19 protein-coding genes and 1 tRNA gene are annotated in these 16,979 nt (G+C 65.7%); 7 read left to right on the top strand and 13 right to left on the bottom strand.

Annotation, left to right across the window (positions count from 1 at the left end):
- Positions 1–70: 70 nt before the first annotated feature.
- Positions 71–1,078 carry a LacI family DNA-binding transcriptional regulator gene (locus ACQ86A_RS03265; RefSeq protein ID WP_431279193.1) on the bottom strand — a complete coding sequence of 336 codons (1,008 nt, stop codon included), beginning with the start codon at positions 1,076–1,078 and terminating at the stop codon, positions 71–73.
- Positions 1,079–1,266: 188 nt separating this feature from the next.
- On the opposite strand from ACQ86A_RS03265, the gene ACQ86A_RS03260 reads away from it, so the two are divergent.
- Positions 1,267–1,539 carry a hypothetical protein gene (locus ACQ86A_RS03260; protein WP_431279192.1) on the top strand — a complete coding sequence of 91 codons (273 nt, stop codon included), beginning with the start codon at positions 1,267–1,269 and terminating at the stop codon, positions 1,537–1,539.
- 17 nt (positions 1,540–1,556) lie between these two features.
- Here ACQ86A_RS03260 and ACQ86A_RS03255 read toward each other — a convergent pair whose 3' ends face one another.
- Positions 1,557–2,159 carry a TetR/AcrR family transcriptional regulator gene (locus ACQ86A_RS03255; RefSeq protein WP_431279191.1) on the bottom strand — a complete coding sequence of 201 codons (603 nt, stop codon included), beginning with the start codon at positions 2,157–2,159 and terminating at the stop codon, positions 1,557–1,559.
- Positions 2,160–2,316: 157 nt separating this feature from the next.
- Between ACQ86A_RS03255 and ACQ86A_RS03250 the strand changes: the two genes are divergently transcribed.
- Genes ACQ86A_RS03250 through ACQ86A_RS03240 form a run of 3 tightly spaced genes read left to right on the top strand, consistent with a single transcriptional unit; the run spans position 2,317 to position 5,628 of the window.
- Positions 2,317–3,618, top strand: a complete 1,302-nt coding sequence (locus ACQ86A_RS03250; RefSeq protein WP_431279190.1) for an MFS transporter — start codon at positions 2,317–2,319, stop codon at positions 3,616–3,618.
- Positions 3,619–3,665: 47 nt separating this feature from the next.
- Positions 3,666–4,580, top strand: a complete 915-nt coding sequence (locus tag ACQ86A_RS03245; RefSeq protein ID WP_431279189.1) for a sugar phosphate isomerase/epimerase family protein — start codon at positions 3,666–3,668, stop codon at positions 4,578–4,580.
- The gene (locus tag ACQ86A_RS03240) at positions 4,468–5,628 is read left to right on the top strand and encodes a Gfo/Idh/MocA family protein (protein WP_431279188.1); all 1,161 of its coding nucleotides are present in this window, start codon (positions 4,468–4,470) and stop codon (positions 5,626–5,628) included. Before ACQ86A_RS03245 ends, ACQ86A_RS03240 begins: the two co-directional genes overlap by 113 nt.
- Before the next feature lie 43 nt (positions 5,629–5,671).
- Here ACQ86A_RS03240 and ACQ86A_RS03235 read toward each other — a convergent pair whose 3' ends face one another.
- From ACQ86A_RS03235 to ACQ86A_RS03205, 7 genes are all read right to left on the bottom strand, one after another.
- Positions 5,672–5,905 (bottom strand): hypothetical protein, encoded by a 234-nt coding sequence (locus tag ACQ86A_RS03235; RefSeq protein WP_431279187.1) that lies wholly within the window; start codon positions 5,903–5,905, stop codon positions 5,672–5,674.
- 229 nt (positions 5,906–6,134) lie between these two features.
- Positions 6,135–6,476, bottom strand: coding sequence for a hypothetical protein (locus tag ACQ86A_RS03230; protein ID WP_431279186.1), 342 nt, complete (start codon positions 6,474–6,476; stop codon positions 6,135–6,137).
- A gap of 369 nt (positions 6,477–6,845) precedes the next feature.
- Entirely contained in the window at positions 6,846–7,406 is a 561-nt protein-coding gene (locus ACQ86A_RS03225) for a suppressor of fused domain protein (RefSeq protein ID WP_431279185.1), read from the bottom strand.
- Between the two features lie 69 nt (positions 7,407–7,475).
- A tRNA-Ser gene (locus tag ACQ86A_RS03220) sits at positions 7,476–7,566 on the bottom strand.
- 75 nt (positions 7,567–7,641) lie between these two features.
- Entirely contained in the window at positions 7,642–8,403 is a 762-nt protein-coding gene (locus ACQ86A_RS03215; protein WP_431279184.1) for a DUF2510 domain-containing protein, read from the bottom strand.
- Between the two features lie 165 nt (positions 8,404–8,568).
- Positions 8,569–9,612: a transporter gene (locus ACQ86A_RS03210; RefSeq protein ID WP_431279183.1), complete on the bottom strand. Its 1,044-nt coding sequence runs from the start codon at positions 9,610–9,612 to the stop codon at positions 8,569–8,571.
- Positions 9,613–9,964: 352 nt separating this feature from the next.
- Positions 9,965–10,843 carry an alpha/beta fold hydrolase gene (locus ACQ86A_RS03205; RefSeq protein ID WP_431279182.1) on the bottom strand — a complete coding sequence of 293 codons (879 nt, stop codon included), beginning with the start codon at positions 10,841–10,843 and terminating at the stop codon, positions 9,965–9,967.
- Positions 10,844–10,945: 102 nt separating this feature from the next.
- Between ACQ86A_RS03205 and ACQ86A_RS03200 the strand changes: the two genes are divergently transcribed.
- Positions 10,946–11,404, top strand: a complete 459-nt coding sequence (locus tag ACQ86A_RS03200) for a MarR family winged helix-turn-helix transcriptional regulator (protein WP_431279181.1) — start codon at positions 10,946–10,948, stop codon at positions 11,402–11,404.
- Here ACQ86A_RS03200 and ACQ86A_RS03195 read toward each other — a convergent pair.
- A complete protein-coding gene (locus ACQ86A_RS03195; RefSeq protein ID WP_431279180.1) occupies positions 11,386–11,922 on the bottom strand; it encodes a dihydrofolate reductase family protein in 537 nt (178 codons plus the stop codon). The two genes, ACQ86A_RS03200 and ACQ86A_RS03195, sit on opposite strands and share 19 nt — an antisense overlap.
- Positions 11,923–11,937: 15 nt before the next feature.
- Entirely contained in the window at positions 11,938–12,714 is a 777-nt protein-coding gene (locus ACQ86A_RS03190) for an isocitrate lyase/PEP mutase family protein (protein WP_431279179.1), read from the bottom strand.
- 182 nt (positions 12,715–12,896) lie between these two features.
- Between ACQ86A_RS03190 and ACQ86A_RS03185 the strand changes: the two genes are divergently transcribed.
- A complete protein-coding gene (locus ACQ86A_RS03185) occupies positions 12,897–14,324 on the top strand; it encodes a hypothetical protein (RefSeq protein WP_431279178.1) in 1,428 nt (475 codons plus the stop codon).
- A 24-nt stretch (positions 14,325–14,348) separates the two neighbouring features.
- Here the strand turns inward: ACQ86A_RS03185 and ACQ86A_RS03180 are convergent, their stop codons facing one another.
- Together ACQ86A_RS03180 and ACQ86A_RS03175 are read right to left on the bottom strand one after the other, a co-directional pair.
- On the bottom strand, positions 14,349–14,822 hold the full coding sequence (locus ACQ86A_RS03180; protein WP_431279177.1) for a DUF6194 family protein: 474 nt from the start codon (positions 14,820–14,822) through the stop codon (positions 14,349–14,351).
- 43 nt (positions 14,823–14,865) lie between these two features.
- Entirely contained in the window at positions 14,866–15,606 is a 741-nt protein-coding gene (locus ACQ86A_RS03175) for an HAD-IIB family hydrolase (RefSeq protein ID WP_431280357.1), read from the bottom strand.
- Positions 15,607–15,743: 137 nt separating this feature from the next.
- Here ACQ86A_RS03175 and ACQ86A_RS03170 point away from each other — a divergent pair, with 137 nt between their 5' ends.
- Positions 15,744–16,970 (top strand): DNA polymerase domain-containing protein, encoded by a 1,227-nt coding sequence (locus tag ACQ86A_RS03170; RefSeq protein ID WP_431279176.1) that lies wholly within the window; start codon positions 15,744–15,746, stop codon positions 16,968–16,970.
- The last annotated feature ends 9 nt before the right edge of the window (positions 16,971–16,979 follow it).

The raw sequence follows: 16,979 nt of genomic DNA, 5'->3' as shown, positions 1-16,979 counted from the left end.
TATCAACCATGAGTCGGCGCGCTGTCAAGTCGACTTCGTGGTCGCTTGAGAGCGTTCGCAGACGGGCTGATCAGCTCGCGCTGGACTCCCGGACCATCAGCCGGAAGGGCGCCTCGTACTCGTCGAAGGTCGCCTTCTCGTCGCCCTCGATCCGGGCGAGCAGCAGCCTGACGGCGGTCTCCGCGATGTCATCGCGGCCCGGGTCGATCGAGGACAGGGTCGGGATGGAGTACCGCGTCTCGTCGACGTCGTCGAAGCCCACGATCGCGACATCCTGCGGGATTCTGAAGCCGGCATCCTCGATCGCGCGCATCGCACCGAAGGCGAGCGAGTCGTTGAAGGCCACCACGCCGTCGAAGTGCCGGCCGCTCTCGAGGAACGCACGCATTGCGTTCGCGCCGTCGACGCGGTGCCACTCCCCCGCCTCGACCACGAGGTCGTCGCGGTACTCGACCCCAGCCGCCTCGAGCGCCTGCCGGTACCCCGCCAGACGCAGACCGGCCGAGCCGATGACCTCATCGGGATGCGCGCCGAGCGCGACGACGGCGGTGCGGCCGAGCGACAGCAGATGCTCGGTAGCAGCCCGTGACGCCTCGACGTTCTTCATCGTCACATGGTCGGCCGGCCCGTTGAAGATTCGCTCGCCAAGCAGCACGAGGGGCCTCGGGATGTCCACCAAGGCCGCGTCATCCTGCCCCAGGCCAAGCACGCTGAACAGGATGCCGTCGGCCATGCGCATCTGCGGACCGTGCAGGATGGCCAGCTCGCGCTCGCGATCGCCGCCGCTCTGCTCGATGAACACGGCGACGCCGCGCTTCGTCGCCGCACGCATGACCGAGTCGGCCAACTCGGCGAAGTACGGGTTCTTGAGGTCGGGGATCACGAGGCTGATCGCCCCCGTACGGCCCGAACGCAGTCCGCGAGCGGAGAGGTTGGGCTGGTAGCCGAGCGACTCCACAGCGGCCTCGACGGACGCCCTGGTCTGCTTGCTGATGTACGGGTATCCGTTGATCACGTTCGATACCGTCTTGATCGACACGCCTGCCGCTTCGGCGACCTCTCGGAGCGTCACTGCCATGTCGTTCTCCCTGCTGGTTGACTGCTGTTCGAATGCTACAACGTTGAATTGTCGATGCTTTCACGCGCGTCAGCGAGCGTGATCGCGAGCTAGTAGATCGACTCCTTCATTCCAAAAATGATTCGAACATATGTTCGAAAGTGTGGTGCAATGGAGCACGACATCCGGAATCGAAGGAAGGCCATTTCATGAGCATCGCGCACGCGTCCGACATCATCGCTGTGTGGACCGAGCAGGGTCGCCCGACGCGAATCGTCTGGCGCGGAACGCGATACGTGGTGACGGATACGCCCACGCCGCTCACGCGACCGGCCATTCACGACGCGCTCACGCATCCGCTCCTCCAGGTGTCGGGGTGGCGGTTTCAGGGCGCCTCGATGGGCCCGGGCGCAGAGGTACGGATGTTCGACGTTCGGCGAGTCGGCGGAGACAATTGGGAGCTCATCGACACCTACCGGTGATGAGCGTGCGATAGCGCTTACGGGTGTTCGGCGGCCGGCTGGTCGGGGACGAAGGCCCGGAGGAGGTCGAGCGTGCCCGCGATGTCGACCTTGGGGTCGAGTAGCCACTGGATCTGCAGGCCGTCGAACGCAGCCATGATCAACGATGCCAGCTTCTCGGGGTCGACGGCGATCGGCTGCACGACCTCGTCGGCGAGGGTCTTCTGAATGCCAGCGCGACCCGTCTCGAACCGCTTCGCGAAGAACTCCCGAGCAGCTTCGCTCTGCGGCTCGATGGATGTTCCGAGCATCGACGTGTAGAGGGCGATGAGGCCCGGGATGGTCGCGTTGTACTCGGCCGTCTTGATGAGACCGGGGAAGAACGGCTGGTCGCCAGTGAACTCCTCCGAGCGGATGTCGCGTTCGCGCAGCACCTCGATCAGCAGGGCCTCCCGCGACGGGAAATAGTGCAGCAGTGCTGCATGCGTGACGCCGATCGCTTCCCCGATGGCGCGCAATGACGTGCCTTCGAACCCACGTTTTGTGAACACCTCCAGCGTTCGATCAAGGATCTCCTGCCGGCGCTTGATGCCCTTCGAATAGGGCCCCCGCGGGCGCCGTGTCGTCTTCGCTTCGGCCATGGATCGAGGCTATCCCACATTCGCAAAATAAAAACTTCCACGTGGAGCTTTTAACTGTTACTCTCATTCCCAACGCAAGCCCGACCACCGGGAACACCCCTCGATCGGCCCTAAGGCCATCTCCCTGATCACGGACATTACAAAGGAGTAAGGACCGATGTCTGTTCTGCCCAACGAGCCTCTGAGCGCTCAATCGAATGTGAACGTCGTCGAGACAACTGAAGCGCTGATCGACCGAACCGGATCCCTGCGACAGCTCAAACTGTGGGGCCTCCTCATCACGATCGGCCTGGCCAGCGCCGGTGTCGCGGTGCTCTGGGGAGCGGTCCAATCCGTCTTCCTCGCGCTCCAGGTGCAGCGCATCGACCCGAACGGCGCGGTCGGCGGCCTCTCCCTGATCGTCGGGATCGGCGCCATCGCCGCGATGCTCGGCGCCCCGATCGCCGGCACCCTCTCCGACCGCACTCGCACCCGCTTCGGCGGCCGGGCGCCGTGGATCCTCTTCGGAGCGGTCGCCAGCCTGGCGCTGACCGTGCTGATGGCGTTCGGCACCTCGATCCCGATGCTGGTGGCCTACTGGTTCCTCATGCAGATCGCGACCAACTTCGTCTTCACCCCGATCAGTGCGCACATCCCCGAGCGCGTGCCGGTCATCCGTCGCGGCGCGTTCTCCGCCGTGATGGGGACCATGCAGCTGGTCGGTTCCCTCGGCGGCCAGACCATCGGTGCATCCTTCTCGGACAAGATGGTGGTCGGCTACATCCTGGTCGGCATGATCGTGCTCGTCACCGCGATCCTCTTCGTCGTGGTGAACCGGCGCTCCAACCTGGGCGTGCCCAAGCCGCCGCTGAACATCGGCGCGATCCTGCGCACATTCTGGGTCAACCCGGTCAAGCATCCGAACTTCGCCTGGGCGTTCACCGGTCGCTTCCTGCTCATGGTCGGGTACTTCCCGCTCACGGCGTACACGCTGTACATCCTCCAGTCCTACGTCGGACTCGGTAAGGACGCGGTCAGCGTCGTCCCCGTGATCGGTCTCGCCGGCCTGCTGGGCACGCTCATCGGAACGCCGATCTCCGGATTCATCGTCGACAAGATCAAGCGCACAAAACCGCTGATCGTCGCCGCCTCCCTGTTCCTGGTGATCTCGTTCATCATCCCGATGATCTCGCCCACCGTCCCGGGCATGTGGCTGTTCTCCTTCCTCTCCGGTCTCGGCCTCGGCGCCTACCTCTCGGTCGACTACGTGCTGATCACGCAGGTGCTCCCGTCGGCGGATGAGGTCGGCAAGGACCTCGGCATCATCAACATCACCACGACCCTGCCGCAGACCATCGGTGTCGCTCTCGGCGGCATCATCGTGACCGTCTTCAGTGGCTACCTCGCCCTGTTCCCCATCGCGATCGTCTTCGTCATCGTCGGAGCGCTCTGCCTCTTCGCCATCCGCGGCGTCCGCTGACGCGACCGCCGCACACCGACAACCGCACCACCTCGAAAGGAAACCTCATGACCACGCCCCAACCCTCCGTCCAGCTCTACTCGGTGTACAAGGCTCTCGACGCCGACCTCGACGGAACGCTCGCCCGCCTCGCCGGGATCGGATTCGCCAACGTCGAAGCGTTCGACTTCGTGCGTCGCGCCGCCGAGCTGAAGACCTCGCTCGACCGCCACGGACTCGCGGCGCCGACCGGCCACGCCATACTGATCGAAGAAGAGGTGAACACCCCCGACGGCATCCTCACCGTGCCGCCCGCGGAGGAGACCTTCGAAGCGGCGGCCAAGCTCGGCATCGAGATCGTGATCGACCCGTACCTCGCGCCGCCGCGCTGGGCCGATCGAGACAGCATCCTGCGCAGCGCCGAACGCCTGAACAAGCGTGCCGAGCAGGCGGCAACGTTCGGTCTGCGGGTCGGATACCACAACCACGACCACGAGTTGCTGTCCGTCATCGACGGCGTCACCGGCCTCGAGATCTTCGCCGAGCAGCTCGACCCCGCCGTCGCGCTCGAGGTCGACCTGTATTGGGCGACCGCCAGCGGCCGGGACCCGATCGCGCTCCTCACCCGCCTCGGCGACCGCGTGCATGCCCTGCACATCAAGGATGGCCCGATGGCCGGCGGCCGGTCGAGCGCGAACCTTCCCACGGACCAGACGCCGGCCGGTCAGGGGATGTGCCGCTCCGCAACGCGATCGAGGCGGCCCCCAGCGCCCGCTTCGCGGTCGTCGAGTTCGACCACTACGAGGGCGACATCTTCGAGGGCGTCGCCGCCAGCTTCGACTACCTCACGAGCACCCTGGAGAACGCACGATGAGCACCAACGGACCCGTCGGCATCGGCCTCATCGGCGCCGGCATGATCAGCGACCAGTACCTCACCAACCTTGCCCAGTATCCGGATGTGCGGGTCGTGGCAGTCGGTGACATGAACACGGAGCGTGCAGCGTCTCAGGCGTCCAAGTACGGCATCGAGACCTCCGGCGACGCCGACTCGATCCTGACCAACGACGACGTCGAGATCGTGATCAACCTCACCATCCCGGCGGCACACGTCGCCGTCTCGACCGCCGCCCTGAACGCGGGAAAACACGTCTGGAGCGAGAAGCCGATCGGCATCGAACGCGCATCGGCCAAGGCTCTCGTCGAGCTCGCCGACGAGCGCGGGCTGCTACTCGGCATCGCTCCGGATACGGTGCTCGGGCCCCTCTGGCAGACCGCCAAGCGGGCGATCGCGAACGGCGCGATCGGCACCCCGCTCTCGGCGACGACCTCGTTCCAGTCCCAGGGACCGGACTGGTTCCATCCTGACCCCGAGTTCCTCTTCGCCAAGGGCGCGGGACCGCTCTTCGACATCGGCCCGTACTACCTGACCGCGCTCGTGCAGTTGCTCGGTCCGATCGCCGAGGTCGTCGCCGTCGGCACCAAGGCGCAGGAGACGCGCAGCATCCACACCGGTCCGCGCGCCGGTGCGACCTTCCCGGTCGAGGTGCCTACCCACCTCGCGGTCGTCAGCCGATTCGCCTCGGGCGAGACGGCCGCATCGCAGATGAGCGTCGACACGGCCCTGTTCCGCCACGGCATCTTCGAGATCAACGGCACCGAGGGCACGCTGGTGCTCGGCGACCCGAACTACTTCGGCGGGAGCCCGATCAAGCTCTACCGTCCGGAGATCGAGTTCCGCGACGGCGGCATCTTCCAGGAGGCGCAGATCCTGCCCGAGGAGGGTCCGCTGTCCGGCCGCGGTGTCGGCGCGCTCACGATGGCACGCACCATCCGAGGCGCGGGCGACCTCCACGTCGCCACCGGCCACGTCGGCTACCACGTGCTCGACACAATGGTCGCGATCGAGGAGTCCGTCGAACGCCACTCGTTCGTCGAGGTCGCCTCGACCGTGGACCCGATCGCGGCCCTCCCGACCGACTTCGACCCGTTCGCCGCTGTGCTGGGCGCTCGGGAGCCTTCGGCCGTCTGACCTGCCTAGCTGAAGGGCCCCCGCGAGATTCTCGCGGGGCCCTCTAGTTGCCGTCGTTCGCGCCGGCGAACTTCTTCTCGATTGCTACTCCTTCATCGGTACCCCACCACTCGGTATGTTTCGGATGGTCCGTCGTGACTGCAGCGACAATGCCGTAGATCCCGAGGTTGCTGAGGCTGCGTTGCGGGTAGTCGGCTCCGCCGCCGAAGACCGAATGGCCGAGGATGTCCGGTGCAGGATGCTTGTTGTGGTCCGGGAACACGATCTCGACGCCCACCAGATCGCAGCGCGCTCGACCTTCAGCGCCCAGTGATTCAACAGGAACGGGCTCTCGCTTCTCGCATCGAGGAAGAGATCGCTCGCTCGGGTTCAACGAAAGGCCGCCCGGAGGGTGATAACCGCATCCGGTTAGGGCAATAAGAAGGCCACCCATCGCAAGCGCTCGCACCAACCTCCGCGCCACCATCACCTCCTGTTTCTGTCTCAATACCGGACGCCGGTCCGGGTCAGTTGTTGGCGTCAGACCAGGCGAGCGGAGCAACGGACACGATTGGCTCAATACATTCGGGGTCGCCGTCGACACGTTGCCTCACAAGTACTACCGACTTGAAATGGGGCACCTGCGCCGTGTCGAAGTCCGAAGCTGACGCGAACGGGAAGCTCGACTTCGGTTCGGCCGGAATGCCTCCGACGCTCGCTGTCGCCACGGACTCCGGGATGCACGCGATGAGTTGTTCCGCCCCGGCATCGACGAGAAGCAGTCTCGTCTGGTTGCCGCCGGCGTGGAACGAATCCACGATCACTCGCAAATCGTCGCTATCGCGCTCGACCGTGACGTCACCGGACACACCGTTCCTCTGCTCGAACGCTCCGCTCGCCAGAACCTGAGAGACGTCCGGAGCCGACGGCGTTGACGCGACGCTTGGGTCGGATGTCCCCTCATCGGAAACGCTCGCACTCGTCGCGCACCCGACGAGTGCAAGTCCCGCGAGCGTCGCTATGGCAGCAGCGCGAATCGCCCTGATCATCATTCATTCCCCCAAATGCCGCTCCGGAACCCGGAGTCGATCGCGAGCTCGTTCAGCTGTGAAGCCTGAAGGGTCCGAGCTGAAGAACTTTCGGCCTCAATGTATCGCGCGCGCTCCCCCAGGCGCAGATCCGCCGCTGATCGACCGCACACAGAATCCAAGCGATCCCGTCGTGGAGCGGCGACAAAATCAGCAGAGCGACTGGCGGTAAGGGTCTCGCATGTCGACGTCAGACGCTTCGAGCATCTCCTCGAAGGCATCGCTGCCGTTCAAGCGCACGAATTCGGCCTCCGCGGCAGTAATCGGCATCAACCAGGGAAACAGTATGCGCTCGTCCGCCGCTTCGAGGATGAAGAACCCAGACGCTTGATAGACCGACGCAACCGACATCAGAGCACACATTTCGGAACCCGGGAACACTTGCCCCCGTCGATCGAGCACTTGGGAACGCCCCGGTGCTCTATGCGAACGAATCACGTCCAGCGCCACATCGCAGATGCGCGATTCGGCGAGTTCGGAAAGCGACTCCGGCACAAGCATCAACAATTCGATTCGGGCGGTTGCGTCACTTCCCATCGAAAGCAGGTGCAAACTCAGACCCCGCGTCACGACAGGGGCAAAGCCATCATGACCCGGTTCGAAAGTGAGAAGGTCGAACTCTACGTCGACGCCCTCAGGGGTGCCCGAAAACCTTCGGATTCCAGCGAGTCGACCAAGATGAGTTCTGAAATGCTCGTCGAGCCCATCCAAGATCAAAGCCCTCCAAAACGAAGCCGAATTCGTAGAACAGGTTCGCTGAATTTATGGAGAGCCTCAGTGCGGAGACGGTGGGATTTGAACCCACGGTGCCCTGTAAAGGGCACTCCACCTTAGCAGGGTGGTGCACTAGGCCGAACTATGCGACGTCTCCTGAGCGTCCGCGAGCGAACGCACGACAGCCATCATAACGGACACCCGAGCGTGTTTCGGACAGCCGTTTCGCAGGTTATGCGCCGTACCCGCCGCCGTAGCCGGGGGCGAAGCGGTAGAGGGAGTCGAAGGCGAGGGATATCCAGGCGATGATGATGATGAAGCTCGCGACGACCACTCCGATGCTCGCCCAGATCGGTGCGAGGCCGCGGCCCGCGGCCACCTTGCGCACGATGATCGAGCGGCCGATGACGTAGACGTACGAGCTCAGGAACGCCCACGCCCAATGGAAGGGACGCTCCACTCCGACGCGCTTGAGTTCGCGGTAGTCGAGCCACGCGAAGACGACGGCGAGACCGTAGGCGAGCCACGTCACGATCATGATCGCGAAATACGCCCAGCCGAACAGCGCGAACGGGCTGGTGAGGTGCTCGAGGTCGCGCGACGTGCGAATCGACGCCATCCCCTCGAAGGGGTTCCAGAACGGCAGCAGCAGGCTGGGCAGAATCGGCAGCGCGACCACCAGCCAGATCCACACGCTGTAGATACGGGTTCCGGATGCGAGTGGCGGGCGTTCCGGAACGAAGGGCCCGGTGGCGTAGGCGGTCGCGGGCGCACCGCCGTACGGCTGCTGCCCATACGTCTGGCCGTAAGCCTGCTGCCCATAAGCGGGTTGAGCGGGTTGAGCCTGAACCGGCTGAGCCTGAACCGGCGCAACAGGCGGCGCGGCGGGCGCGTAGTGCTCGGTCCACTGCATCCCGTCCCACCAGCGAAGCTGCTGCGAACCGCTCGGGTCGGCGTACCAGCCGGCCGGGGTCTGTCCGTTTGTGTTGCTCATCACGCCGCCTCCTCGGGCCACCTCGCAGCCCATTCGGACCGATGTTATCGGTGGGAGTCTTTGGATCGGCCGAGGATCACGGAGTCTCTTCAGGTCGGGTCAGGATGCGGTCGACGCGACCGCGCTCGACCGCGCTCGACCACGCGCGACCACGCGCGACCACGCTCAGCCGCGCTCGACTGCGTTGTCCGCCCGGCGCAACACGCTCTCCGCGCGCAGCACTCCCCGACGCACACTCGACACAAGCACCAGCGACCGGATGCCCACTGCCACGATCACGACGGTCACGAGCGCGACCAGGGTCCACGCCACAAACTGCCAGCCCGGGAACGCGCTGATCGACAGCCACTCCACTCCAGAGCCGCCGGCCGCCGCGAGCGGGAAGGTGAACGACCAGAACCCGAGGGTGAACGGCAACATTCGATAGCGCGGAATCAGCGCGACCTGCTGAAGCGCCATGAGCACGAGCAACCCCAGCAGAGCGGCTGACACGAGATCGGCGTGCTCCCCGTTGATCGTGAACCACGCGGTTCCCGCCACAGCGGGCGGCGCCAGGAGGATGGCGCAGGTCGGCGTCAGCGCCGCAGGCAACGGCGAGAAGAACGCCAGACGCGCGAGCAGGACGGTCGACACGACGATCCAGAAGAAGATGCCGACGGCGAAGGAGCCGATCGCGAGCAGCGGCAGACCCACCTTCGACGCGGTCGTGGCCGCGATGAGCCCGGCGGCGACCGTCGGCAGCAGGTACCCGCCGTGGAACGCCTCCGGAGTCAGCGCTCCTGTGTGCCAGAAGGCCAGGATCCAGGCGGCGAAGGCAGCGGCAGCCACGATCGACACCACGACCAGGATCTCGCCACCTACCGGCCAGAAGCGATAGAGGTCGGCGCCGATGAGCATCCCGACGACCGGCACGAGGGCCGCGATCGGACCCTGCGCCGGATGCCGCAGCTGCTGCGCCAGCGTCTCGGAGCTGCGCGCGCCCCGGCGCAGATGCGCCACGATCAGCCACACCCAGGCGACGACCACGCCCGCCCACACCACCTGGCCGATGACCTCGGTGACGCCGAGCAGCCGGGATGCGGTCACCCAGATGTTTGCGAGCCCCGCAAGACCGAACGCGATAGCGAGGGTGTTGAGCGGGATCCGTTGCCCGGTTTGCGGACGTCGGGAGCTGTGAGCCGCCGTGGCGACGCTCGTCTGGTCGGTCATTTCGACGCCTCCGATCCGGCCGCGGGCATCCTGTGCTGCGCGGTTCGCCGGCCAGTGCGGCGGCGATGTGCGACTGAGAGTACCGCTCGCCGACTCGCGGCCGCCAGGCGCGTATCCGGCACTCTCGCCACCACCACGCTCGGCAGGTTGCCCGACCGCCGCCGCAGCGCCAGATCGACCGTCGAAAGTGGAGTTTCTCCCATTCTGAAACGGTTCAGACGGTAGAAACTCCACTTTCGACGGCGGGCAGCGGTCGCGCATCCGCGGCGGGCCCGTCTAGCGACGTGCCGAGGTTTTGAGCGTGCATCAGAGACCCGCGAACGATGTAAACGTCGCGCCGACCGGCACGCGGTCAGGCAGAGCTGCGCGCGAATGTCCCGATCAGCGCATCCGCGAGCGCGTCCGGCGCCTCCTGCGCGACATAGTGGCCCACCCCGTCGAGCTGGATCGAGGTCACGTCCTCGGCGGCGACTTTGCTGAACGCTGCGTACGTGAAACCGCCGCCACTTGAGCCGATGGCTGTGACGGGCATCCGGAGCGGCGCATCCGTCGCGAGCGCCCGCAGCTCGTCGCCCTCTGTGAGCATGCCGCGGTACAGCCCCGCCGCGCCCGCGAATCCGCCTGGTCTGCCGTAGGTGCGGGCGAACTCGGCGATGTCATCGGACCCGACCGCGGATGGCGCTACCCCGTAGAGGGGATACAAGTACTCCCCCACGAAGGCGCGCGCTTCCTTCTCGAACAGCAGGCTCGCGATGCCCGGCGCCGCCAAGGCGCCGATGTACCAGACCCCGCCGTGTGTCACATCCGCCAACCCCTCCGCGCCGAATCCCGCCAAGCCCGACTCGATCGCCGTGAGGCTGATGACGGCTTCAGGATGCGTGGCCGCGAGCCGGTAGACCACCCCGCCGCTGACATCCTGACCGACCACGTGCATCGGTCCGACGGACAAACTCTCGATCAGCGCATGAAGATCCTCGGCCGCGACGGCACCCGAGTAGTCGTCGCCGGCCGTGTCCGAGTCGCCGAACCCGCGGAGGTCGACGGCATAGACGCGGTGATGCGCCGCGAGAAGAGGGATGAGCCTGCGGAAGGCCCACCACGTCTCCGGAAATCCGTGCACCAGCAGAACCGGAGCGCCCCGGTCTCCCGCAGCTACGTAGTGCAGGCGCGTCCCGTTCACTGCGGCGGTCGCGTGTCGAACGCCAGTGATCGTTGCGTAATCCAGCTGCATGGGTTCCTCCTGATGAGTTCGAAACAAGACAACCAGGTTGTCACAAATCACTCAAATAAACAACCAGGTTGTCGATAATCCCCGTATCGCTACGATTGGCTCATGTCTCGAAGTGGTGCCGATCTCGCGTTGCTGCTGCTCGGCGGGTTCCGGTTCATGGCCGAGGAGGCGACGGAACGACTATCTGCGCGCGGTCACCCCGGCGTCCGACCAGCTCATGACTTCGCTCTGCGCGCGATCGTGGCTGGGGCCGAGACTGTCTCCGAGGTCGGGCGTCGCACATCCGTCTCCAAACAAGCCGCCGCGAAGACGGTCGGCTTCCTGGAAGAGAACGCGTACGTGCTCCGCAGCCCCGATCCCGCCGACGGCCGCCGAGCGCGCCTGATGGTCACCGATCGCGGCTATTCACTCATGCGCGAGGGCGAAGCGGTGTTCGACGAGCTGCGCGCGCAGTGGGAATCGCTGGTCGGTCGCGATCGCATCGCCGACCTTCAGGATGCGCTGCAGCGGCTCCTCGGAACCGACGACCCGATCCTCGGCAACTACGAGATCACGCGGTAGTTCAGCAGCAGGTGCCCGGTCGGCGTGACCTCGCTGGCGCTCATCACGAGAGCCGTCGCCGGTACCCCGTCGAGAAGCCTCTTCCCGCCACCCGCGATCTTCGGCGCGACAACGAGTTTCAGCTCGTCGACGACACCTCCGGCCAGCAACGCCTGCGCCACAGAAATGCTGGCGTGCACACCGATCTCCCCGCCTGCCTGGTTCTTCAGCTCTCGCACGAACTCGACCACATCACCGTCGATCGCAGCAGCGTTGGCCCACTCCGGGTCCAGCGGCGCGGACGTCGCCACGTACTTCGCGACCGGGTTGATGAAGCTCGCAAACGGCTCGATCTCGCTGCTCGGCCAGAACCGAGCCCACTCCTGATAACTGCGACGTCCCAGGATGACCGCATCCTGCGGCGCGATCACCTCGCCGAGGTTCGCATCCATCACGTCGTCCCACTCGGTGATGAAGGCATCGGGATCCTCGGCGACACCATCGAGGGACAACAACTCGTAGACGACGACTTTTCGCACGACCGAACTCCTTCCTCAGGCCCGATCCGCGCGCTTCGCGAAGTCGAGCAGCCGCTGCTGCGATTCGGCGTAAGACGTCGCCGACGCGACCTCGCCACCATCCCGGAGCGCGATCGCGACACCGACGGCCGCGTCGATCGCCACGCGATAGGGCAGCGAACCAGTGCTCACCCGCCGCACGCCGAGATTCCCCAGTTCGGCAAGCGAGAGCCCCGGCACGATCAACACGTTGAGCGGGAGCGGGATCCCTTCGGCCAACTCCTCGAGCGTCGCGGGCTCGGTCGCGCCAGGCACGAAGATGCCATCGGCGCCCGCGTCGACGTATGCCTTCGCGCGATCCAGCACGGCCGGAACGGTGTCGTCCTCGTGAAACCAGTACGAGTCGATGCGCGCATTGATGAAGACGTCGGGCGCCGCATCCTTGATCGCTGCGATCTTCGCCGCGAGAATCGCCGGGTCGATCAGCTTGCCGCCGGCAGAGTCCTCGATGTTCACACCCGAGACGCCGAGACCGGCTACGAAGGATGCGACCTCACCCGGGTCGTCGCTGTAGCCGTCCTCGATGTCGGCCGAGACGTACGCCGAGAGCGACCGGAGCTTGCGCACGAGCTCGACCGTCGCATCCCTGCTCGCACCCTCGGCGTCAGGATGCCCGGTCGACGCGTTCACGCCGAAACTGGTGGTGCCGACCGCAGGAAACCCGGCGGCGACAAAGCCGAGTGCAGAGGCCACATCCCAGGCGTTCGGAAGGAGCAGAGGCAGGTCAGTGAAGTGCAGATCGCGAAACGTCATCGGTCGTCCCTCCCACCAAAGGAGCGTAACGCTCACTCTGATTGCGCGTTCGTATCCCTGCGCCGGATTGAGTGATAACTTCCGACTGTTACGAGGAGCCCAGCCGGCTGCCTGCGAGGTAGGTCCGGCGCGTTTCGCCAGAGAAGTCACTCGAGGCGGGGTATTCGTAGATGGGATTCACAATGTTGTCGATTTTCCGTCCAGTTCTTCTGCCCTCCCTCGCCGTCATCGCTTTGGCCGGCCTCACCATGGGCGCCGCAGCGCCCACTGCGGCGAGCGCTGCGCCGAAGACGATCACCGTCGCGGTCGACGGCAACGACCGCGCCGCGGGAACCCTGTCCGCACCCCTTCGCACGATTCAGGAGGCGGTGAAGCGTCTGAGCAGCGGTGGCACAGTCGATATCCGCGGCGGCCGCTACTACCAGACGGTCGACCTGACCGGAGCATCCGGAATCACCGTCGAGGCCTACAGACACGAGCCTGTGATCCTCGACGGCTCACGGTTCAAACCGGCGGACGGTCGATCCGCCATGGTCACGATCGAAAACAGCTCCCACGTGACGGTGACGGGATTGGAGATCACCGACTATCGCTCGAGCGAGATCGATGCGATGCCGATCGGCATCTACGTGCACGGAGCGGACGATCACGTGCTCATCAGCGGCAACCACGTTCACGATCTGGGGAACGACAACCAGACGATGGGCAGCTTCGACATCAACGCTCACGGCATCGCGGTCTACGGCGACGATCCCACGCACTCGATCACCGACCTGACCATCAGTAAGAACACCGTCGATCACCTGAGCCTGGGCGCGAGCGAGACCGTCGTGGTCAACGGGAACGTCGACGGATGGGTCATCTCGGGCAACGACATCCACGACAACAACAACATCGGGATCGACGCGATCGGTTACGAATCGACGCTCACGGGCAAGTACCGGTACACCGACCTCAACCGCGCGCGGAACGGCGTGATCTCGGACAACCAGGTGAGCTACATCCGCTCGCAGGGCAACCCGGCCTACTACGAGGACGGCGGCTGGTGCAATTGCGCCGACGGCATCTACGTCGACGGCGGCACGCACATCGTCATCCGGAACAACGTGGTGACGGGCAACGACATCGGTATCGAGGTCGCCGCTGAGAACGCACGCGGTTCCGCCGACTTCGTCAACGTGCAATCGAACACGATCAGCAACAGCCTCTACGTCGGAATCACCACCGGCGGCTACTGCGACGGCGCGAGCGACTGCGGCGACGTCAAGACCGGCCAATCGCATGACAACACTTTCACCGGCAACACCCTCCGAAACAACAACAAACTGAACGATGGGTCTCCGGAGGTACTCATCCAGTTCTACGCGTTCGACAACGTCATCCGGAACAACACGATCACCGCCACGAACGACGCGGGCGCCCTGATCGGGACCGTCGACCGCGCCGACGCCGACAAGGTCAGCGGCCACAACGTCAGCGACAAGAACACCTTCGCGGTCAGCGGCGCGAACGTCTCATTCGGCTGGCTGGGTCAGACATACTCGAGCCTCAAGGCATACCAGAAGGCCACGGGTCAGGATCTGCACAGCACGCTGAGCGCAGCGCGCTGAGCACGGCACGCTGAGCACGGCCGCTCATGAGCTCGGAGCGGATCGGCGGCGCTCCACGCGCTGCCGGTCCGCGAGGTGCGCTTCGTGCAGAACGGCGAGTGCGCGCTCCGTCGTGCGCGGTCCGGGGTTCACGACGGAGACCCAACCGTAAGCACCGTAGAGCGGATGCGGGAGGAACACATCCGTCTCGCTGTAGTCGACATCCGTGCCGATCTTCTCGGGCGAGTAGCCGAGCAGCTCGGTGAACAGGTGCGTCCCGACATGGATGTTCAGCCGCCAGCGGTCGGGCGCATCGAGATGCGACTGAACGTCATCGGGGTAGTCCTTGGTCACGATCGTGGCGTACGGCTGCCTGTTCTGCGGAACCACGGCATCCGGAGCGTAATAGAAGAAGTAGTCACCCCAGGAGATTTCAGGATGCTCGCTGCCCGGCTGGGGCGCGAGCTCCAGCACACCGTCGTAGCTCCTGATCTCTGTGAGAATCTGTTCTGCGATCATGCTTCCAGTGTGGACCCGCACCGGGTCTAGCCGGCGATTCGGGCTAGTCGGCGATCAGCGTCTCGATCAGGTCGGCGGTCTGCTCCCAGTCCGCGACGGAGCGCGTGGGGATGCCGAGGGCGACCACCGGGAAGTCATTGCCGTCAGGGTCGAGCCGGTCGCCGACGAACAGCATGTCCGCGAACGGGATGCCTGTCAGCGCCGTGAGCTTGTTCATCCCGTATGCCTTGTCGATCCCGCGACGGGTGATGTCGATACTGGTCGAGCCGCCCGACCGCACCTCGAGCTCGGGCAGCCGAGCCTGGACGGCAGCCCGAAGCACGCTCCTGCGCTCACCGGTCGGGTCCCAGGCCTTCTTCGCATCGACGGGAGCGGACTGACCGAGCGCCGAGAACGTGACCTGAGATCCGCGGTCCTCGAGCACAGGCCCCCAGGTCTTCTCTTCCCACAGGCCGAGGCGCTTGGCCTCCTCCTCGACGGCGTGCAGCGCCTCCGCCTTCTCGCCCTCGGTGAGGTTCTCGGCGTACTGCTGCTCCCATCCGTCGCCGTCCCACCGGTAGTACTGCGTGCCGCAGGTGGGCATGAGATGCAGCCGCTCGAGTCGCGCCGCCCGCGGCAACCGGGAGATGACCTGGTCGCGGAACTGCTCGAACTGCCCGCCCGAGATCACGCACACCTCGGCGACGTCGAGCAACCGCCCCAGGAGTTCGGCCATGCGGGGATCGAGCGGCGACTTGGAGGGAGCCAGGGTGTCATCGAGGTCGAAAGCGACGAGGTGCGGGATCACAAAAGCCTTTCGTTCGGGTTGGAGGTTCAATCCTCTCCCAGATCGTGTGGAGCGTTCGCCTGTCCTTCGCCCGAACGAGCCGCACTCGCGGCTGGCCCTGGACGCGCGGCTCCGTCGACAGTAGCGTGACCGCCATGAGCCCGTCCTCGAAATCCGAGACGTTCCTGGAGGTCGCCGGGCACGAGGTGCGCATCTCGAGCCCTGACAAGGTCGTCTTCCCCGAGCCCGGAATCACCAAACTCGACCTCGCGCGCTACTACGTCGCCGTCGGCGACGGCGCCCTTCGCGGCGCGGGCGGCAGGCCGATGGTGCTGAAGCGGTTCGTGAAAGGGCTGTCTCAGGAACCGTTCTTCCAGAAGCGCGTCCCTGAGGGACATCCCGACTACATCGATACGGCGACTCTGCACTACGCCAGCGGCACGTCGGCGGAGGAGGCGGTGATTCGGGATGCGGCCGGGCTCGCCTGGGTGTCGAACCTCGGCTGCCTCGACCTCAACCCGCACGCTGTGCGCGCCGAAGACCTCGAGCATCCGGACGAACTGCGGGTCGACCTCGATCCGATGCCGGGCGTCGACTGGTCGCAGATCGTAGACGTCGCGTTCATCGCCCGCGACGTGCTCGAGGACAACGGACTGGTCGGCTGGCCGAAGACGAGCGGATCGCGTGGCCTCCACATCCTGATCCGCATCGCGCCCCAGTGGGGATTCGCCGACGTGAGGCTGGCCGCCGAGACCCTCGCCCGCGAGGTCGAGAACCGAGCACCCGGCCTCGCCACGGCGCGCTGGTGGAAGGAGGAACGCGGCGAGAGCGTCTTCGTCGACTTCAACCAGAACGCCAAAGACCGCACGGTGGCGTCGGCGTATTCGGTCAGGCCGTTGCCCGACGCCCGCGTCTCCACGCCGCTCGACTGGGACGAGGTGCGCTCACGCCGCCCCGACGAGTTCACCGTGCCGACCGTGCTGCACCGGTTCGCCGAAAGAGGCGACCCCCACGAGGGCATCGACGGCGAGGTCGGCTCCCTCGACGGGCTGCTCGCGCTCGCCCAGCGGCTCGGCCCCGCCGAGAAGCCGCCCCGGGCCGGAGACGGCGCCGGCCGACGGGTCTCCCAGATGCCGCTCATCGAAGTGGCTCGCACCAAGACCAAACCCGAGGCTCAGGATGCGCTCGACAAGTGGAAGTCGGCCCACCCCGAAGCCGCCGCCCAGCTTCACCCCGCCGACGAGCTGGTCGACGGGATGCGCGGCTCGAGCTCGCAGTGGTACCGCGTGCGGGTGAACCTGCAGCATGTGCCCGAGGCGGAGCGGCCGTCGCAGGGTGCGCTCATCGCGGATTACGACCCATGGGCCGGACGTACGGGCTGACGCCCCTCG

The organism is Leifsonia poae (assembly GCF_050632195.1).
Classification (GTDB): domain Bacteria; phylum Actinomycetota; class Actinomycetes; order Actinomycetales; family Microbacteriaceae; genus Leifsonia; species Leifsonia poae_C.
This window is presented reverse-complemented; position numbering and strand designations above follow the sequence as displayed.

Excerpts from the sequence above, each read along its gene's own strand:
- ACQ86A_RS03265 (WP_431279193.1), bottom strand. The coding sequence starts at position 1,078 with ATGGCAGTGACGCTCCGAGAGGTCGCCGAAGCGGCAGGCGTGTCGATC.
- ACQ86A_RS03260 (WP_431279192.1), top strand. The coding sequence starts at position 1,267 with ATGAGCATCGCGCACGCGTCCGACATCATCGCTGTGTGGACCGAGCAG.
- ACQ86A_RS03255 (WP_431279191.1), bottom strand. The coding sequence starts at position 2,159 with ATGGCCGAAGCGAAGACGACACGGCGCCCGCGGGGGCCCTATTCGAAG.
- ACQ86A_RS03250 (WP_431279190.1), top strand. The coding sequence starts at position 2,317 with ATGTCTGTTCTGCCCAACGAGCCTCTGAGCGCTCAATCGAATGTGAAC.
- ACQ86A_RS03245 (WP_431279189.1), top strand. The coding sequence starts at position 3,666 with ATGACCACGCCCCAACCCTCCGTCCAGCTCTACTCGGTGTACAAGGCT.
- ACQ86A_RS03240 (WP_431279188.1), top strand. The coding sequence starts at position 4,468 with ATGAGCACCAACGGACCCGTCGGCATCGGCCTCATCGGCGCCGGCATG.
- ACQ86A_RS03215 (WP_431279184.1), bottom strand. The coding sequence starts at position 8,403 with ATGAGCAACACAAACGGACAGACCCCGGCCGGCTGGTACGCCGACCCG.
- ACQ86A_RS03210 (WP_431279183.1), bottom strand. The coding sequence starts at position 9,612 with ATGACCGACCAGACGAGCGTCGCCACGGCGGCTCACAGCTCCCGACGT.
- ACQ86A_RS03205 (WP_431279182.1), bottom strand. The coding sequence starts at position 10,843 with ATGCAGCTGGATTACGCAACGATCACTGGCGTTCGACACGCGACCGCC.
- ACQ86A_RS03200 (WP_431279181.1), top strand. The coding sequence starts at position 10,946 with ATGTCTCGAAGTGGTGCCGATCTCGCGTTGCTGCTGCTCGGCGGGTTC.
- ACQ86A_RS03190 (WP_431279179.1), bottom strand. The coding sequence starts at position 12,714 with ATGACGTTTCGCGATCTGCACTTCACTGACCTGCCTCTGCTCCTTCCG.
- ACQ86A_RS03185 (WP_431279178.1), top strand. The coding sequence starts at position 12,897 with ATGTTGTCGATTTTCCGTCCAGTTCTTCTGCCCTCCCTCGCCGTCATC.
- ACQ86A_RS03180 (WP_431279177.1), bottom strand. The coding sequence starts at position 14,822 with ATGATCGCAGAACAGATTCTCACAGAGATCAGGAGCTACGACGGTGTG.
- ACQ86A_RS03170 (WP_431279176.1), top strand. The coding sequence starts at position 15,744 with ATGAGCCCGTCCTCGAAATCCGAGACGTTCCTGGAGGTCGCCGGGCAC.